Consider the following 12892-nt stretch of genomic DNA (forward strand, 5'->3'; position numbering starts at 1 on the left):
ACCAGCTAAATAAGCTGGTGATAAATTTCAACTCCTAAAGTATATAATTAGAAAAATATATTTTAGGATGAGTGTCATGTTTAAAGTAGAGGTTATTTATAAATTCTGTCTTGTTTTAGTTCTTATTTTGGGGCTTTGTATGCTCGCATTCTCTGGTGTAAATTTTGCACTTGGTGAATATAATGAGTATCTATTAAATACCCATAAAATCGCAGGTTTTTTAATATTGCTTGCTGCAACACTTCACGTTATAAATCGTAGAAAGAAGCTAGTAAAACTAATAAATGAAACAATGGATGTGCTAACACGCAGTAAAAATCCAAGCATTTGCAATATGGACCGCATCATCGCCTCACTCGAGCCATATAGCATAACTGAAATTTCGCAAATGTTAGGCTTTGACGAGGCCATTTTTTGCGAAACTTTACGTAAAAATGGGGTTAAATTTAATGACACTAGCCAAACCTTACGCCAGATCGCACGAATGAATGATGAAAAGATATTTTTCGTGCTAGTTCTTATAATCGAGGCGAAATTTGGAAAGAGATTTTGTGGCGAGCTTAAATTTAAAGGCGGCGGAAAACTTAAAGATAAAAAAATGGTCGCATAGAGCTAGCTTAGCCTTTGCTAGTTTGCGCCATGCAGATGAAGCTATCTTTACTCCATCGCCTAAACGCGTAGTCATAGCAGCTCCGCTCGCCGCCGCAGCTTGTCTCCTCCTCATCGTTATCCAGCTTAAATTTAGCGCAGTTTTAGGCTATTTGATGAGCTTTTTCGTAGTTAAATTTGCCGTATTTAAACTCATTTTTCTCATTGAAATTTTGCATCATCAAAATTCCCGAAGCTCTTTTATGTTTAAATTTCTAAACTTGCCATTTTTGTCTTTTCGCACAAGTAAAGTTGCCTTGTGATCCCAGAATATAGGCTTTAAAGCCCCATCTAAATTCATCATCTCATCTTTTGCTAGTTCTTTAAAATTCTCGTCCAAAACCGCTTCGATAAATGGAAGCTCTATGAGCTTAGCAACGCTTAGCTTTGGCTTATTTAGATTAAATTTGCCCCTTATCTTGCCATCATCACCGCTAAGTCTAAGCCCTATACCGGCAAGCGCACCGATAACACCATTAGCATTTGGCGTAAGAGCTTTTAAAAATACATTTTGCTCGCGCGCCGTCTCAAAAGCTTGCTTTGTGGTTAGGAGCATATTTTTTGCATTTTTGCCAAAATTTATTAGCCCTTTCGTATCTTTTATGTCGTCTTTAAAAACAGCTGCGACACCGGGTTCAGCGCTTTTAGCGCATTTATTTGTTAAAAGCTCAAGCGCAATGTCAAGCGCCTTTTGTTTTTGTTCTTTTGAAATTTTAGCGACTAAACACATTGAGCTATTGCGCGAGGTGTAGTTGATGCGAGGATCTAGTAAAAGTTGATGGCGCGTAATAAAAGAGACTTTGGCAAATGAGCTAATTTCTAGGGCTATTTCTTGAGCTAAACTTCCAGTTAAAATTTCTCCGCCAAGCTCGTCTGTATCGTCGATACATAGTAGAAATTCAAAGTACATTTGCACTCTTTCTTTTGACGCGCTTCCGGCGATCACATATTTTTTGATGGGAAGCCTCGGCTTTGCGTCCAAAAGCTTCATCCAAATTTCGATCTTGCCCATGTGCGCGGGCATTTTGCTGCTAGCGCTTAGCGGCAAATACCTAAACGCGCTAAGCCTTGGCGAGGAGGAGGCAAAGAGCCTGGGCGTAAATACGGTGCGGGTTAAAATTTTCATCATCCTAGTTGCCACATTCGTTAGCACGCTTAGCGTGACGATCGCGGGCATCATCGGCTGGATCGGGCTTATCGTGCCGCACATCGCGCGCTTTATCTTCGGTGCCGACAACCGCGTGGTTCTGGCTAGCTCGGCGATGATCGGCGCGATATTTCTACTCTTTTGCGACAGCTTCTCACGGCTCATTTTTACCTTTGAGATCCCTATCGGCATCATTACCTCGCTATTTGGTATCCAGATGTTTATCATCGTGCTGTACCGCGCTAAGAGGAGCTTTTGATGCGAGAAAATTTGATAGAAGTGCGAAATTTGCGCTTTGCTTACCGCGATAAGCCCGTGCTAAAGGGCATCAGCTTTGACGTCGCGACGGGCGATACGCTAAGCATCCTAGGTGCCAACGGCAGCGGCAAAAGTACCCTGCTTCGCATAATACTCGGATTTTTAAAATTTGAGGGAGAGGTGCTAATCGCGGGCAAAAGCGTGCGCGACTATGGCAAAAAGGGGCTCGCCTCCCTCGTCGCCTACGTGCCGCAGACACACGTGCCATCCTATGACTACAGCGTCTTTGACGTCGTGCTGATGGGCGCGCTGTGTAGGGCGACGCTGTTTTCTAGCTTTAGTGCGGCGGATAAAAAGCTAGCCGAGCAGGCGCTAGAAAAAATGGGTATCGCGCATCTAAAAAATACGCCCTACACAAAGGTCAGCGGCGGCGAGCGGCAGCTAGCGTACATCGCGCGCACGCTGGTGCAGGGCGCGAAAGTGATCTTTATGGACGAGCCTACCAACGGGCTGGACTTTGGCAATCAAATCAAACTGCTCGAGATGATAAAAGCTCTAGGCGACGAGGACTACACCTTCGTGCAGACGACGCACTACCCGCGTCACCCGAAGTTTGTTTCAAATTTGACGTTGTTTTTAAAAGACGGCGAAATTTTAGCTTTCGGGCGTAGCGAGCAGCTCATAAACGCTGAAAATATTGATAAAATTTACGGCATAAACTATGAAAAATACGAGGATAGATTATGATTTTACCTTCAAACTACGACGAGATCGACTTTGACGCGCTTTATAAGGCGCAAAAGGCAGGAAGTTCATTCGGTAAGAAATTTGCCGCGGACTGGGACAAAAAGGCGCCCAGCTTCAACGAGGGCGTGATGAAAAGCGTCTACGCGCGAGAATTTATAGATAAGGTCGATTTTACGGGCGTCTCTACGCTGCTTGATTTTGCATGCGGAGCGGGCGCGCTAAGCGTGTTGGCAGCGGAAAGGGCGGATCAAATTTACGGCTACGATTTTTCGCCTAAGATGCTAGAATTTGCCAGGCAAAACGCTCAAATTTACGGCGTTAAAAACGTTAAATTTGCGCAAAAAGCCTTTGAGGACGACTGGTCGGACGTGCCCGCTTGCGACGTAGTTTTGGCCTTGCACTGCCTTGAGGTGGACGATCTAAAAACCGCACTTAACAAGCTTCTTTCAAAGACCAAAAAGGCACTCTATATAACCTTTAAGGTCGGCGGCAGCTTCGTAGACGATGAAATTTTGAACGCGATAGGGCGCAAAGTGGAGCAAAGGCCTGACTTCGTCTATCTTTTAAACATTTTGTTTCAAATGGGCTATTTGCCGAGTCTTAGCTACATAAAAGCTAAGTGTCATGCGGGCCCCGAAACAAGCGCGCAAGAGCTCATCCAAAAGACGCGCTGGGGGCTTGGCGGCGAGCTAAGCGAAGCGGAGGAGGCGCGGCTAGCGGAGTATTTTAACAGCGGCAAATACAAACCGAAACAAGAATTTATGCACTGGGCATTTGTAGCTGTCGATAAGGCAAATAGAATTTAAATTGAAGAATATAGTTAAAATTTCTCCTAGAATGGAGCAAATTTGATGCTAGTTATATGTCTAACTATGACAAAAGTAAAAGATAATTGGCAAGATTTTAGTAAGTTTTAAAAAGTAGTCTTTTGCTTAGTACCAATGTTTTAAGCAATAAAAATAAAGGTCAGTAGACTTTAAGTTATAGATAGTTTTATGGCGGGTAGAGAGAGATTCGAACTCTCGGTGAGTTGCCCCACACACGCGTTCCAGGCGTGCTCCTTAAACCGCTCGGACATCTACCCATGAAGAAGTGGAATTATATCTTTATTTACTTAATGCTTAGCTTTTAAAGTTTAGCCCCAAGATAATGACATTTTTGTACTCATTATCCATTAGGAAAATGCCAGGCAGTTCACTCCATTTTTCAAAGCCAAATTTTAAAAATAGCCTAAGAGTTGCTTTATTTTCACTAAATATTAAAGCGATAATATTTTTTAGATTTAGCTCTCTAGCTTTATTTAGGCTGTGGGATAAAAGTTGCTTGTCAATGCCCATACTAAGAGCCTTTTTAGCGACATAGATGCTTATCTCTACGCTTATATCGTAAGCGACTTTTGGATTAAAGTCACTCAGTGAGCAGTAGCCTAAAATTTTATCATTTTCTTTGTAGATAAAGATAGGGCGCGAGCTGCCGTGGGCGTTAAACCAAGGCTCTCGCTCCTTTGTGCTAACTGGCTACATATCAGCAGTCGCACTTCTATCTAAAATGTAGTCATTGTAAATTTGCGTGATTGCTTCAAGGTCGCTTAAATTTGCTCGCTCGATCAAGCCTAGCTTCTTTTGGCAGCTTGATAGACTGATTCAAGCTTTGCTGCGATCTCTTTTAAGTCCTTGATCCTGCTCTCATTTGATGGGTGAGTGCTTAAAATTTCAGGCACCTTTCCGCCACTCATCTTGCTCATCTTGACCCAAACTTCGACCGCTTCTTTTGGATCGTATCCGGCTCTTGCCATTAGCTCAGTACCGATGTGATCAGCCTCGGTCTCATGTGAGCGAGAAAACGGCAGAGATATGGTGTATTCGCTAGCTAAATTTAGAGCATTAGCTCCAAGATCGCCAAGGCCAGTAGCTGTGGCTATTGCAAAGATGCCGATACTTTTCATCTGATCAGCACTTGCTTGCTCTCTGCTGTGCTCTCTAAGAGCGTGTGCGATTTCGTGTCCCATGACCGCAGCTAGCTGTGCATCTGTTAAATTTAGCCTTTTTATAATGCCACTATAAACGACTATCCTGCCACCTGGCATACACCAAGCATTTAGCGTATCTTCGTTAATAACATTTACTTGCCACTTCCATTTTAGAGCATCATCCCTAAAAACACCAGTTTGCGCGATGAGCCTTTTGGCGATATCTTGAACTCTTTTTGTAAGGATAGGATCAACATTTAGCTCGCCTTTACTTCTAGCAGCTGTTAGCGTCTTGACGTAGGCTTGGGCTGAGCTTTGCTCCATAGCTTCTGATGAGACTAGCATAAATTGCTTACGATCAGCACCAACAACGCCTGCTTTTGTAACGCTTGAGCAGCCAGTGAAGAGCAAACTAGTCGCTAGCAATGTAAGTAAAAATTTTTTCATTTTTATCCTTTTTGGATTAAAATTTCGCGTATTATAACTTGTGTTGGATATGCATTGTTAAACGATGAGAGAAATTTAATTTTTGTGATATCAAAAATAGTAATTTGCTTTTTTGCAAATTTTAAAATCTCATTCACTCGCAAGAATTGACTACTAAAATTTGGCTTCGCTTATAGCTTAGCTCAAATTTTAGAGCCGAAATTACTCGCTCATGAAATTTTAAAATTTACTAGAGTTTATTTGGTACGTAAATTTACGCCTATGCCTTATAGTTTATATTTCTCTCAAACTCTCTCAAACGCTTATTTACAGATCTTAGCTCTGTTATTGTTGTCCAGTTATCGATAAAGACGCTAAAACTCTCTCTAACTTGAGAAAAAGCGTTGCTAGCTTGTATAAGCACACCAAGCGTTATAATGCCGCTAAATAGGCCATTTCCCATGATGACATAAGGTACAATGACAAGAATTTGTGAAAAAGAGATGAGCCAAAGGTTAAAGTAGCCGTAGTGCAAAAATAGTTTGTAATAATTTAACTTTACACCCGTAAAAAGCTCTAGCATGACGTTTGGCTGGCAAAATTTAGACTTATCATCTTCGCCGTAAACCAGCTCTTTTCTAAATGCCGCTTCTGCTTTTTGGTTGTTATACTCGATATGTGGGAGTTTAATGCCCACAAACCACGAAATAATTAAGCCACCGATGCTAATTATTAAAGCGATATAAACAAGCGAGCCCTCGATATCTTTGATGTAAGGCAAACTCACGCTCTTACTTAGCTCCCAAAGCACTGGTATAAAGGCAATTAGCGTCATGATCGCCCTTAAAACTTGCACGCCAAGGCTTTCCATTATTTTGGCAAAGCGGTAGACATCTTCTTGGATACGCTGCGAGCTACCTTCGATATCACTTTTGCAGTTTTGCCAAAATTTTAGATATCTAAACGTCATCGCCTCTCTCCAGCGAAAGACCCAGTGGCTAGCAAAAAAAGAGATCACAGTGTAAGTCACGACGTAAGGCATAGCGATTTTTATAAAGTTAAAAATTTCTCGCCAAAACTCACTTACATCATGATCTTTTGAGTTTTGCACGATGTCGTAGAAATTTTTATACCACTCGTTTATACGGACATTTAGGTGTGTTTGATAAACAAGAAGCAAAATGATAAATATCGCTCCGCCATAAGCCCAGAGTGCCCATTTTTTATCTTTAAAAAATGATGAAAACATAAAGTGCCTTTTGTAAATTTTGGCGAATTATAGCAAGCAATATTAAGCATTTATATAAAATTTAAATGCGAGCTATATCATTTTGCAAATTTTACGTAAAGGAAAATGATGAAGAAATTAGTATTTTTGGCTCTTGGCTTTTTTGCAACACTTGCATTCGCGGCTGATATGAAGGTCTATAAAAGCCCAACTTGTGGATGCTGTACTAGTTGGGGTGAGGCGATGCAGAAGGCTGGATTTAGCGAAGAGGTCATAAAAGTAGATGATATAGCTAAAGTTAAGAAAGAATTTAACGTACCGCTAGAGCTTTCAAGCTGCCATACAGCAATCATCGATGGATATATCATAGAAGGTCACGTTCCAGCCGATGAGGTAAAACGTCTACTAGAGCTTAAGCCAAAAGACGTAGTTGGTATCGCAGTACCTGGCATGCCGATGGAGAGTCAAGGTATGGAGCAAGGCAGTAAAGCTGAGCAATACGATGTTATTTTATTTAAAAAAGATGGCTCGCAAGAAATTTTTGCTACTTACATCGGCACAAAAAAACTAAGATAACTTCAAAAATTTTTAAATTTAGCTCATTTTTAGTGAGCTAAATTTAAAAAGAAATTCCCTTACTTACGGCTATGATACAAAGTAAAAATGTTAGCGGAACATAGATAAATTTGCCTACAAAATACCAGAAATTACCATAAGACTTATTTGCTCCAGAATTTATCTCGTCTAAAATTTCTTCTTTTTTAATAATCCAAAACCAAGAAATAGCACCGATTACCGCACCGATCGGAATGATATAGATCGACACAAAGTCCATCCAAGGTCCCCAACTGCTAATAGGCTCCATAAATGCTCCTATGCCAAAGCAAACTGCACAAAGTAGCGTGAGTGTCCAAAATCTACTAAGGAGCGGAAATTTATGCATTAGTGACTCGGCGACTACTTCAAACATATTTTGAAGCGAGGTGATGCCACCAAAGATAACAGCTGTAAATAAAATAATGGCAAAAATTTGTCCGCCGATCATATTTTGTAAAATTTTTGGAAGTGTTACAAAAAGTAGCTTTGGACCTTCGGCTGGATCCATAGCGTAGGCAAAGACCGCTGGGATCATAACAAGAGCTGCTACAAGAGCTGCGATAGTATCAAAAAAGGCCGTAGTTTTAGCACTTTCAACGATATCTTCATCTTTTGAAAGGTAAGCTCCATAAACTATCATGCCAGATCCTGTGATAGAGAGCGAGAAAAAGGCTTGACCCATCGCAGAAACCCATACCATCGGGTCTGTAAGCTTACTAAAGTCAGGAATAAAAAGGAATTTATACCCATCAAATGCATTTGGTAACATCGCGACATTTATAGCCAAGATGCTAAACAATACGAAAAATAGTGGCATCATTATTTGATTTGTTTTTTCGATACTTTTTGCCCCAAAAAATAGTGTAAGAAGCGTGCCAGCAACGATAATAAAATGATAAGGCAAGACCGAGTAATCTTGAAGTGCAAATGAGTTAAACCAAACGTTCGTATCAACGCTCATAAATGAGCCAGTAAGTGCCTGGGTAAGGGCTTTTAGTACGTAGGCGATAATGACAGCGTAGCCAATGGCTATACAAAGTGAGCCAGCAAGTGGAAGCCAGCCGATAATGCTGCCTACAATGCCTAAATTTCTACTCTCCCATGCGAATTTATAAGATCCAAGCGTACCAGTTTTTGCACGTCTGCCGATCGCATACTCCGCACTTAGACCAACGTATGAAAAAAGAGCTATGAAAAAAACATAGATGAGTAAAAACGCTGCACCGCCATTTGTGCCAAGTTTGTAAGGAAAGCCCCAGACATTTGCCATGCCAACTGCTGATCCAACACAGGCCAATATAAATGCCCAACGTGATGAAAAATTCTTTTTGCTCATTGTAAAATCCATAAATTTAGTGATGAAAATAATGTTATCAAAATATGATTTAAGAACTTTTTATAAATCTTAAATTTAAGAAATGTTGTTACTTTTGAGCGCGATTAATTTGACCGCTAAATATAAATTCGCTATAATCAAGCAAAAATTTTTAACTCTTAAGGATCATAATTGAACCCCAGTAGCGATAATTCGCTTTTAATGGTAATACTTGCCATTGTATTCATTTTACTAAATGCCTTTTTTGTTTTATCAGAATTTTCTCTTGTTAAAGTTCGTAAGTCTAGACTTGAAGAGCTTATCAAAGAGAAAAAGCCAAACGCTCAGCTTGCTTTTGAGATGTCAAACAAACTTGATACTTATCTTAGTGCCACTCAGCTTGGTATCACACTAAGCTCACTTGCTCTTGGTTGGATCGGTGAGCCAGCGGTTGCAAGACTTATAGAAGCTCCACTTAAAAATTTCTTCAATTTTAGCGATATCTTAGTTCATACAGTTGGTTTTGCGATCGCATTTACGCTTATTACCCTACTTCACGTTGTAATGGGTGAGCTTGTGCCAAAGTCAGTTGCTATCGCGAAGGCCGAGACTTCAGTGTTAAAAATTGCTCGTCCACTTCACTTTTTCTGGGTACTATTTTCGCCTGTAATTAAGCTTTTTGATATTTTAGCGACCATTGGACTTAAAATTTTAGGCATCCAGCCAGCTAAAGAAAATGAGCTAGCCCACTCTGAAGAAGAGATAAAAATCATCGTTGGCGAGAGTTTAAAGGGTGGTGTGCTTGATAGCTTTGAGACCGAGATCATTAAAAATGCAGTCGATTTTAGTGACACAGTCGCAAAAGAGATCATGACACCAAGGCGCGATATGATCTGTATAAATAAACAAAAGAGCTTTGAAGAGAATTTGCAAGTCGTATTTGAGTCAAAATACACTCGCTTTCCTTATATAGACGGCTCAAAAGATATTATTTTGGGCATGATACACATTAGAGATATTTTGCAACTTCACTTTAGTAAAGACAAAGAAAAGAGTTTTGACTCAATTGTTCGTAAATTTGTCATCGTGCCTGAGAGCCTTTCTATTTCAAAAGTGCTTGTAATGATGAATAAAGAGCAAATTTCAGCAGCACTCGTAGTCGATGAGTATGGCGGCACAGCCGGACTTCTTACGATGGAAGATATAATGGAAGAGGTGCTTGGTGATTTTAATGACGAGCACGATGAAGTTGATCAACACTACAAAAAGATAAATGACAATATTTATGAATTTCAAGGCAGATATGATCTAGAGAGCGTTGAAGAGGTTCTTGGTATAAGCTTTGATGAAGAGACGGATCAAGTTACAATCGGTGGATATGTCTTCAACTTAATCGGTCGTTTGCCAGTAGTTGGGGACAAGATCGAGGATGAAAACTGCTACTACGAAGTAAGAAAGATGGATGGAGCTAGCATATCACGAGTCAAAGTTAGAAAAAAGATAAAAAATGAAGAGGAGAGCATTCAATCTTAAATTTATATATTTATGGCTTAAATAAGCCATGTTATGTAAATTTCTATCAATATTGTGATGCTCTAGGCTCAATTTCGCCACCATTTATTTCATTAAATTTGTTTTAGACAAGTCTTCTAGTTGTGGCCAAACAAAATAAACTCATATAAATTTTTTCGAGTAGATATACAGCAGTAAAATTTAATCTTAAATTTTAAATATAGTTAATATAATTAAAAATTGTTTTTTATGAGGAGTAAAGATGAGAATAATAAATGTAAAAGATATAAGAGAAGTCGTTGCCAAGCTTTGCAAACAGGCCTGTTATGTTGTGACGCCAGATTTAAAGGCTGCTTTTACAAAGGCTCAAAGTAGCGAAAGCTCGTCGCTTGGCAAAGATATTTTGGGCAAAATTTTACAAAATGCTAAGCTTGCGGAAGAGGGCGTTGCACCTATCTGCCAAGACACCGGTATGACGGTTATTTTCGTGCAGATCGGCCAAGATGTGCATATTGAGGGTGGATATATTGAAGATGCGATAAATGAGGGTATTGCGGAAGGCTACACTGAAGGTTATCTAAGAAAGTCAGTCGTTGCTGAGCCACTATTTGAGAGAAAAAATACCACAAATAACACTCCAGCTGTCATTCACACTAGAATCGTGCCAGGAGATAAGCTAAAGATAAAAGTAGCTCCAAAAGGTTTTGGTAGTGAGAATAAATCAGTTTTAAAAATGCTTGTACCAGCTGATGGTATAGAGGGTGTAAAAAAAGTCTTTTTGGAGGCTGTAAAATATGCTGGACCAAACGCCTGTCCTCCACTAACAATAGGCGTTGGCATAGGCGGTACGATGGATAAGGCAGCACTTTTGGCAAAAGAAGCAGCAGTTCGTTCAGTCGATAGTAAAAATTCTGATCCAAGATATGCCAAATTAGAAGACGAGTTACTAGAGCTTGCTTGTAAAACTGGTGTTGGTCCTCAAGGACTTGGTGGTGACACCACTGCTGTTAAAGTAAATGTCGAGTGGTATCCAACCCACATAGCAGGTCTTCCTGTTGCTATAAACATTAACTGCCATGCTGCACGCCACGCAGACGCTGAGCTTTAAGGAGAGAAAATGTCAGAAGTAAAAAGAATAACAGCACCATTTGATAAAGAGGTGGTAAAGAGCCTAAAAGCAGGCGACAATGTCCTAATATCAGGCACTATCATAGCAGCTCGTGACGCTGCACATAAGGCACTTACTGAAACATTGGCACGCGGCGAGAAGCTACCAGTTGAGCTAAAGGGTGAGACTATCTACTACGTCGGACCAACTCCAGCCAAGCCAAACCAAGCTATCGGCGCAGCAGGCCCAACAACAAGCGGTAGAATGGATAAATACACCCCAACTATGATAAATGAAGTTGGTATAAATGGTATGATCGGTAAAGGCTACAGGAGTGACGCAGTAGTTGATGCGATGAAAAAATCATGCTGTGTTTATATGGTTGCTATCGGTGGCATCGGAGCGCTCATTAGCCAAAGTATCAAAAAATATGAAGTACTGGCTTATCCAGAACTAGGACCAGAGGCAGTTGCTAGGCTTACAGTTGAGGATTTCCCAGCAATAGTTGCCATTGACTGCGAAGGTAATAACTTCTATGAAGTTGGCCAAGCACCTTACAAAAAGATATAAATTTATCCCGCTAGCAAGCTAGCTAGCGGACTTTAATAATATCCAAGACACATCGTTTCGGTTAATTTTATGCGTTTTTCAAATGGTGCAGGTGAGAAAAATTTGCACTTCTCAATGTAAATTCTATAAGAATAGCTAAGATTAAAATCATCATAAAATTTCTTCAAGTCTATAAATTTGATGCCGCAAATCTCATAAAATTTAAAGAGCTTGTAGATCTTAGAGCCATTTTTTGCTACAAGATGAGAAGGAGCAAGTGAGGTAAAAGAGCAAAATACGCCTGTTGGAATAAGGCCATTTAAAGGCGTACAGGTTTTTATAATGTTTTGAAATTTGACTGGAATGCTATTTTTTCTAAGAAAAACTATTCTTGAGTTTTCAAATTTAGCACTTATGACGTTTTTCCAAAAAAGATAAGCATTTGATGAGATGCCAGCATTTTTAGCCAACTCAGCACCGAGCACATAATCATCTAAAAACTCATTTGGTGCGAGTATATTTTGCATCTTCATCCTTTTGAAATTTTGTCCATTATAGCTTTTGGAGACTAAAAATTTAGAAAATTTATAGTAGGATTTTAAAAAAATTCAAAAGGAGAAAATATGAAAAAACAAATCTCAACAAAAAAAGCTCCACAAGCGATTGGGCCATATTCTCAAGCTATTAGCGCAAATGGATTTTTGTTTATCTCAGGTCAGCTTGGTGTCACACCAGCGGGTGAGTTTGCAGGTAGCAGCGTAGAAGCTCAAGCTGAGCAATCGCTTGAAAATTTAAAAAATATCTTGGCTGAGGCAGGGCTTACTTTTGATAATGCTGTAAAGACTACAATATTTCTAGCAGATATGGCGGATTTTGTTAAAGTAAATGCTGTATATGCTAAATTTTTTAAAGAGCCTTATCCTGCTAGAAGTACAGTAGCTGTTAAGACCTTGCCAAAAGACGCACTTGTGGAAATAGAGCTTATCGCGGCTTATTAATAGAGATTGTGTAAAAGTTCATATACTTTAATGTTTAATATGATGGAGAGCAAAAACTCTCCAAATTTATATTTCAAAAACTAAACCCTATAAACCTACTAATAAAAATACATACTTTAAAATTTTTAATCGCCAACAATTTTTTCTCAAATTCCCTAATTATTTCAACTATCTTTAAGTATTGCTCGTATATAATTCCAGCTCACGAAACGAGAAACCACCTTTAACTTCACTGGTTAATAAAGCCTTTTCTTTTTATCGTTGTTCTTTTAACTTACAATTGTTAAACTATTAGTCAATCTTTGAAATCTAAACAAGTGATCGATTGAGCCAGTCTATTATTTTATAATTATAATAGATTAGACAAACTAATAAATAAAACTAAAAGTT

General features: G+C 39.5%; 15 protein-coding genes, 1 tRNA gene and 1 pseudogene. 9 read left to right on the top strand and 8 right to left on the bottom strand.

Features of this window, described 5'->3' with window-relative positions:
• Positions 1-76 precede the first annotated feature (76 nt).
• Positions 77-610, top strand: coding sequence for a chemotaxis protein (locus tag CVS95_RS06090; protein ID WP_107695904.1), 534 nt, complete (start codon positions 77-79; stop codon positions 608-610).
• Positions 611-829: 219 nt separating this feature from the next.
• Here CVS95_RS06090 and CVS95_RS06100 read toward each other — a convergent pair whose 3' ends face one another.
• Entirely contained in the window at positions 830-1672 is an 843-nt protein-coding gene (locus CVS95_RS06100; protein WP_159071264.1) for a thiamine biosynthesis protein ThiG, read from the bottom strand.
• Between CVS95_RS06100 and CVS95_RS06105 the strand changes: the two genes are divergently transcribed.
• Genes CVS95_RS06105 through CVS95_RS06115 form a run of 3 tightly spaced genes read left to right on the top strand, consistent with a single transcriptional unit; the run spans position 1605 to position 3606 of the window.
• Positions 1605-2054, top strand: a complete 450-nt coding sequence (locus tag CVS95_RS06105) for a FecCD family ABC transporter permease (RefSeq protein ID WP_234400034.1) — start codon at positions 1605-1607, stop codon at positions 2052-2054. The two genes, CVS95_RS06100 and CVS95_RS06105, sit on opposite strands and share 68 nt — an antisense overlap.
• Positions 2054-2800: an ABC transporter ATP-binding protein gene (locus CVS95_RS06110; protein WP_107695906.1), complete on the top strand. Its 747-nt coding sequence runs from the start codon at positions 2054-2056 to the stop codon at positions 2798-2800. The genes CVS95_RS06105 and CVS95_RS06110 overlap by 1 nt, the downstream gene beginning before the upstream one ends.
• Complete coding sequence (locus tag CVS95_RS06115) at positions 2797-3606, top strand: class I SAM-dependent methyltransferase (protein ID WP_107695907.1); 810 nt, start codon at positions 2797-2799, stop codon at positions 3604-3606. The genes CVS95_RS06110 and CVS95_RS06115 overlap by 4 nt, the downstream gene beginning before the upstream one ends.
• Positions 3607-3796: 190 nt before the next feature.
• Here CVS95_RS06115 and CVS95_RS06120 read toward each other — a convergent pair.
• From CVS95_RS06120 to CVS95_RS06135, 5 genes and pseudogenes are all read right to left on the bottom strand, one after another.
• Positions 3797-3884 (bottom strand) — tRNA-Ser (locus CVS95_RS06120).
• A 37-nt stretch (positions 3885-3921) separates the two neighbouring features.
• A pseudogene (locus tag CVS95_RS06125) lies at positions 3922-4281 on the bottom strand (N-acetyltransferase family protein); the annotation flags it as partial.
• Between the two features lie 131 nt (positions 4282-4412).
• The gene (locus tag CVS95_RS06130; protein WP_107695908.1) at positions 4413-5216 is read right to left on the bottom strand and encodes a M48 family metallopeptidase; all 804 of its coding nucleotides are present in this window, start codon (positions 5214-5216) and stop codon (positions 4413-4415) included.
• 2 nt (positions 5217-5218) lie between these two features.
• On the bottom strand, positions 5219-5353 hold the full coding sequence (locus tag CVS95_RS09880; protein WP_265094519.1) for a hypothetical protein: 135 nt from the start codon (positions 5351-5353) through the stop codon (positions 5219-5221).
• Positions 5354-5475: 122 nt separating this feature from the next.
• On the bottom strand, positions 5476-6444 hold the full coding sequence (locus tag CVS95_RS06135; RefSeq protein ID WP_103624662.1) for a putative transporter: 969 nt from the start codon (positions 6442-6444) through the stop codon (positions 5476-5478).
• Between the two features lie 108 nt (positions 6445-6552).
• On the opposite strand from CVS95_RS06135, the gene CVS95_RS06140 reads away from it, so the two are divergent.
• Positions 6553-6999 carry a DUF411 domain-containing protein gene (locus CVS95_RS06140; RefSeq protein WP_103628579.1) on the top strand — a complete coding sequence of 149 codons (447 nt, stop codon included), beginning with the start codon at positions 6553-6555 and terminating at the stop codon, positions 6997-6999.
• Between the two features lie 43 nt (positions 7000-7042).
• Here CVS95_RS06140 and CVS95_RS06145 read toward each other — a convergent pair whose 3' ends face one another.
• Positions 7043-8356 carry a sodium-dependent transporter gene (locus tag CVS95_RS06145; RefSeq protein WP_107695909.1) on the bottom strand — a complete coding sequence of 438 codons (1314 nt, stop codon included), beginning with the start codon at positions 8354-8356 and terminating at the stop codon, positions 7043-7045.
• A 201-nt stretch (positions 8357-8557) separates the two neighbouring features.
• Here CVS95_RS06145 and CVS95_RS06150 point away from each other — a divergent pair, with 201 nt between their 5' ends.
• The 3 genes from CVS95_RS06150 to CVS95_RS06160 all read left to right on the top strand — a co-directional run bounded on the left by CVS95_RS06150 (position 8558) and on the right by CVS95_RS06160 (position 11525).
• Positions 8558-9868: a hemolysin family protein gene (locus CVS95_RS06150; RefSeq protein WP_223154647.1), complete on the top strand. Its 1311-nt coding sequence runs from the start codon at positions 8558-8560 to the stop codon at positions 9866-9868.
• Between the two features lie 241 nt (positions 9869-10109).
• On the top strand, positions 10110-10955 hold the full coding sequence (locus tag CVS95_RS06155) for a fumarate hydratase (protein ID WP_107695910.1): 846 nt from the start codon (positions 10110-10112) through the stop codon (positions 10953-10955).
• A 9-nt stretch (positions 10956-10964) separates the two neighbouring features.
• Complete coding sequence (locus tag CVS95_RS06160; protein WP_072594997.1) at positions 10965-11525, top strand: Fe-S-containing hydro-lyase; 561 nt, start codon at positions 10965-10967, stop codon at positions 11523-11525.
• Between the two features lie 32 nt (positions 11526-11557).
• Here the strand turns inward: CVS95_RS06160 and CVS95_RS06165 are convergent, their stop codons facing one another.
• Complete coding sequence (locus CVS95_RS06165; RefSeq protein WP_107695911.1) at positions 11558-12031, bottom strand: cysteine permease; 474 nt, start codon at positions 12029-12031, stop codon at positions 11558-11560.
• Positions 12032-12127: 96 nt separating this feature from the next.
• On the opposite strand from CVS95_RS06165, the gene CVS95_RS06170 reads away from it, so the two are divergent.
• A complete protein-coding gene (locus CVS95_RS06170; protein ID WP_107695912.1) occupies positions 12128-12502 on the top strand; it encodes a RidA family protein in 375 nt (124 codons plus the stop codon).
• Positions 12503-12892 lie beyond the last annotated feature (390 nt).

This window comes from Campylobacter concisus, assembly GCF_003048905.1.
Lineage (GTDB): Bacteria > Campylobacterota > Campylobacteria > Campylobacterales > Campylobacteraceae > Campylobacter_A > Campylobacter_A concisus_V.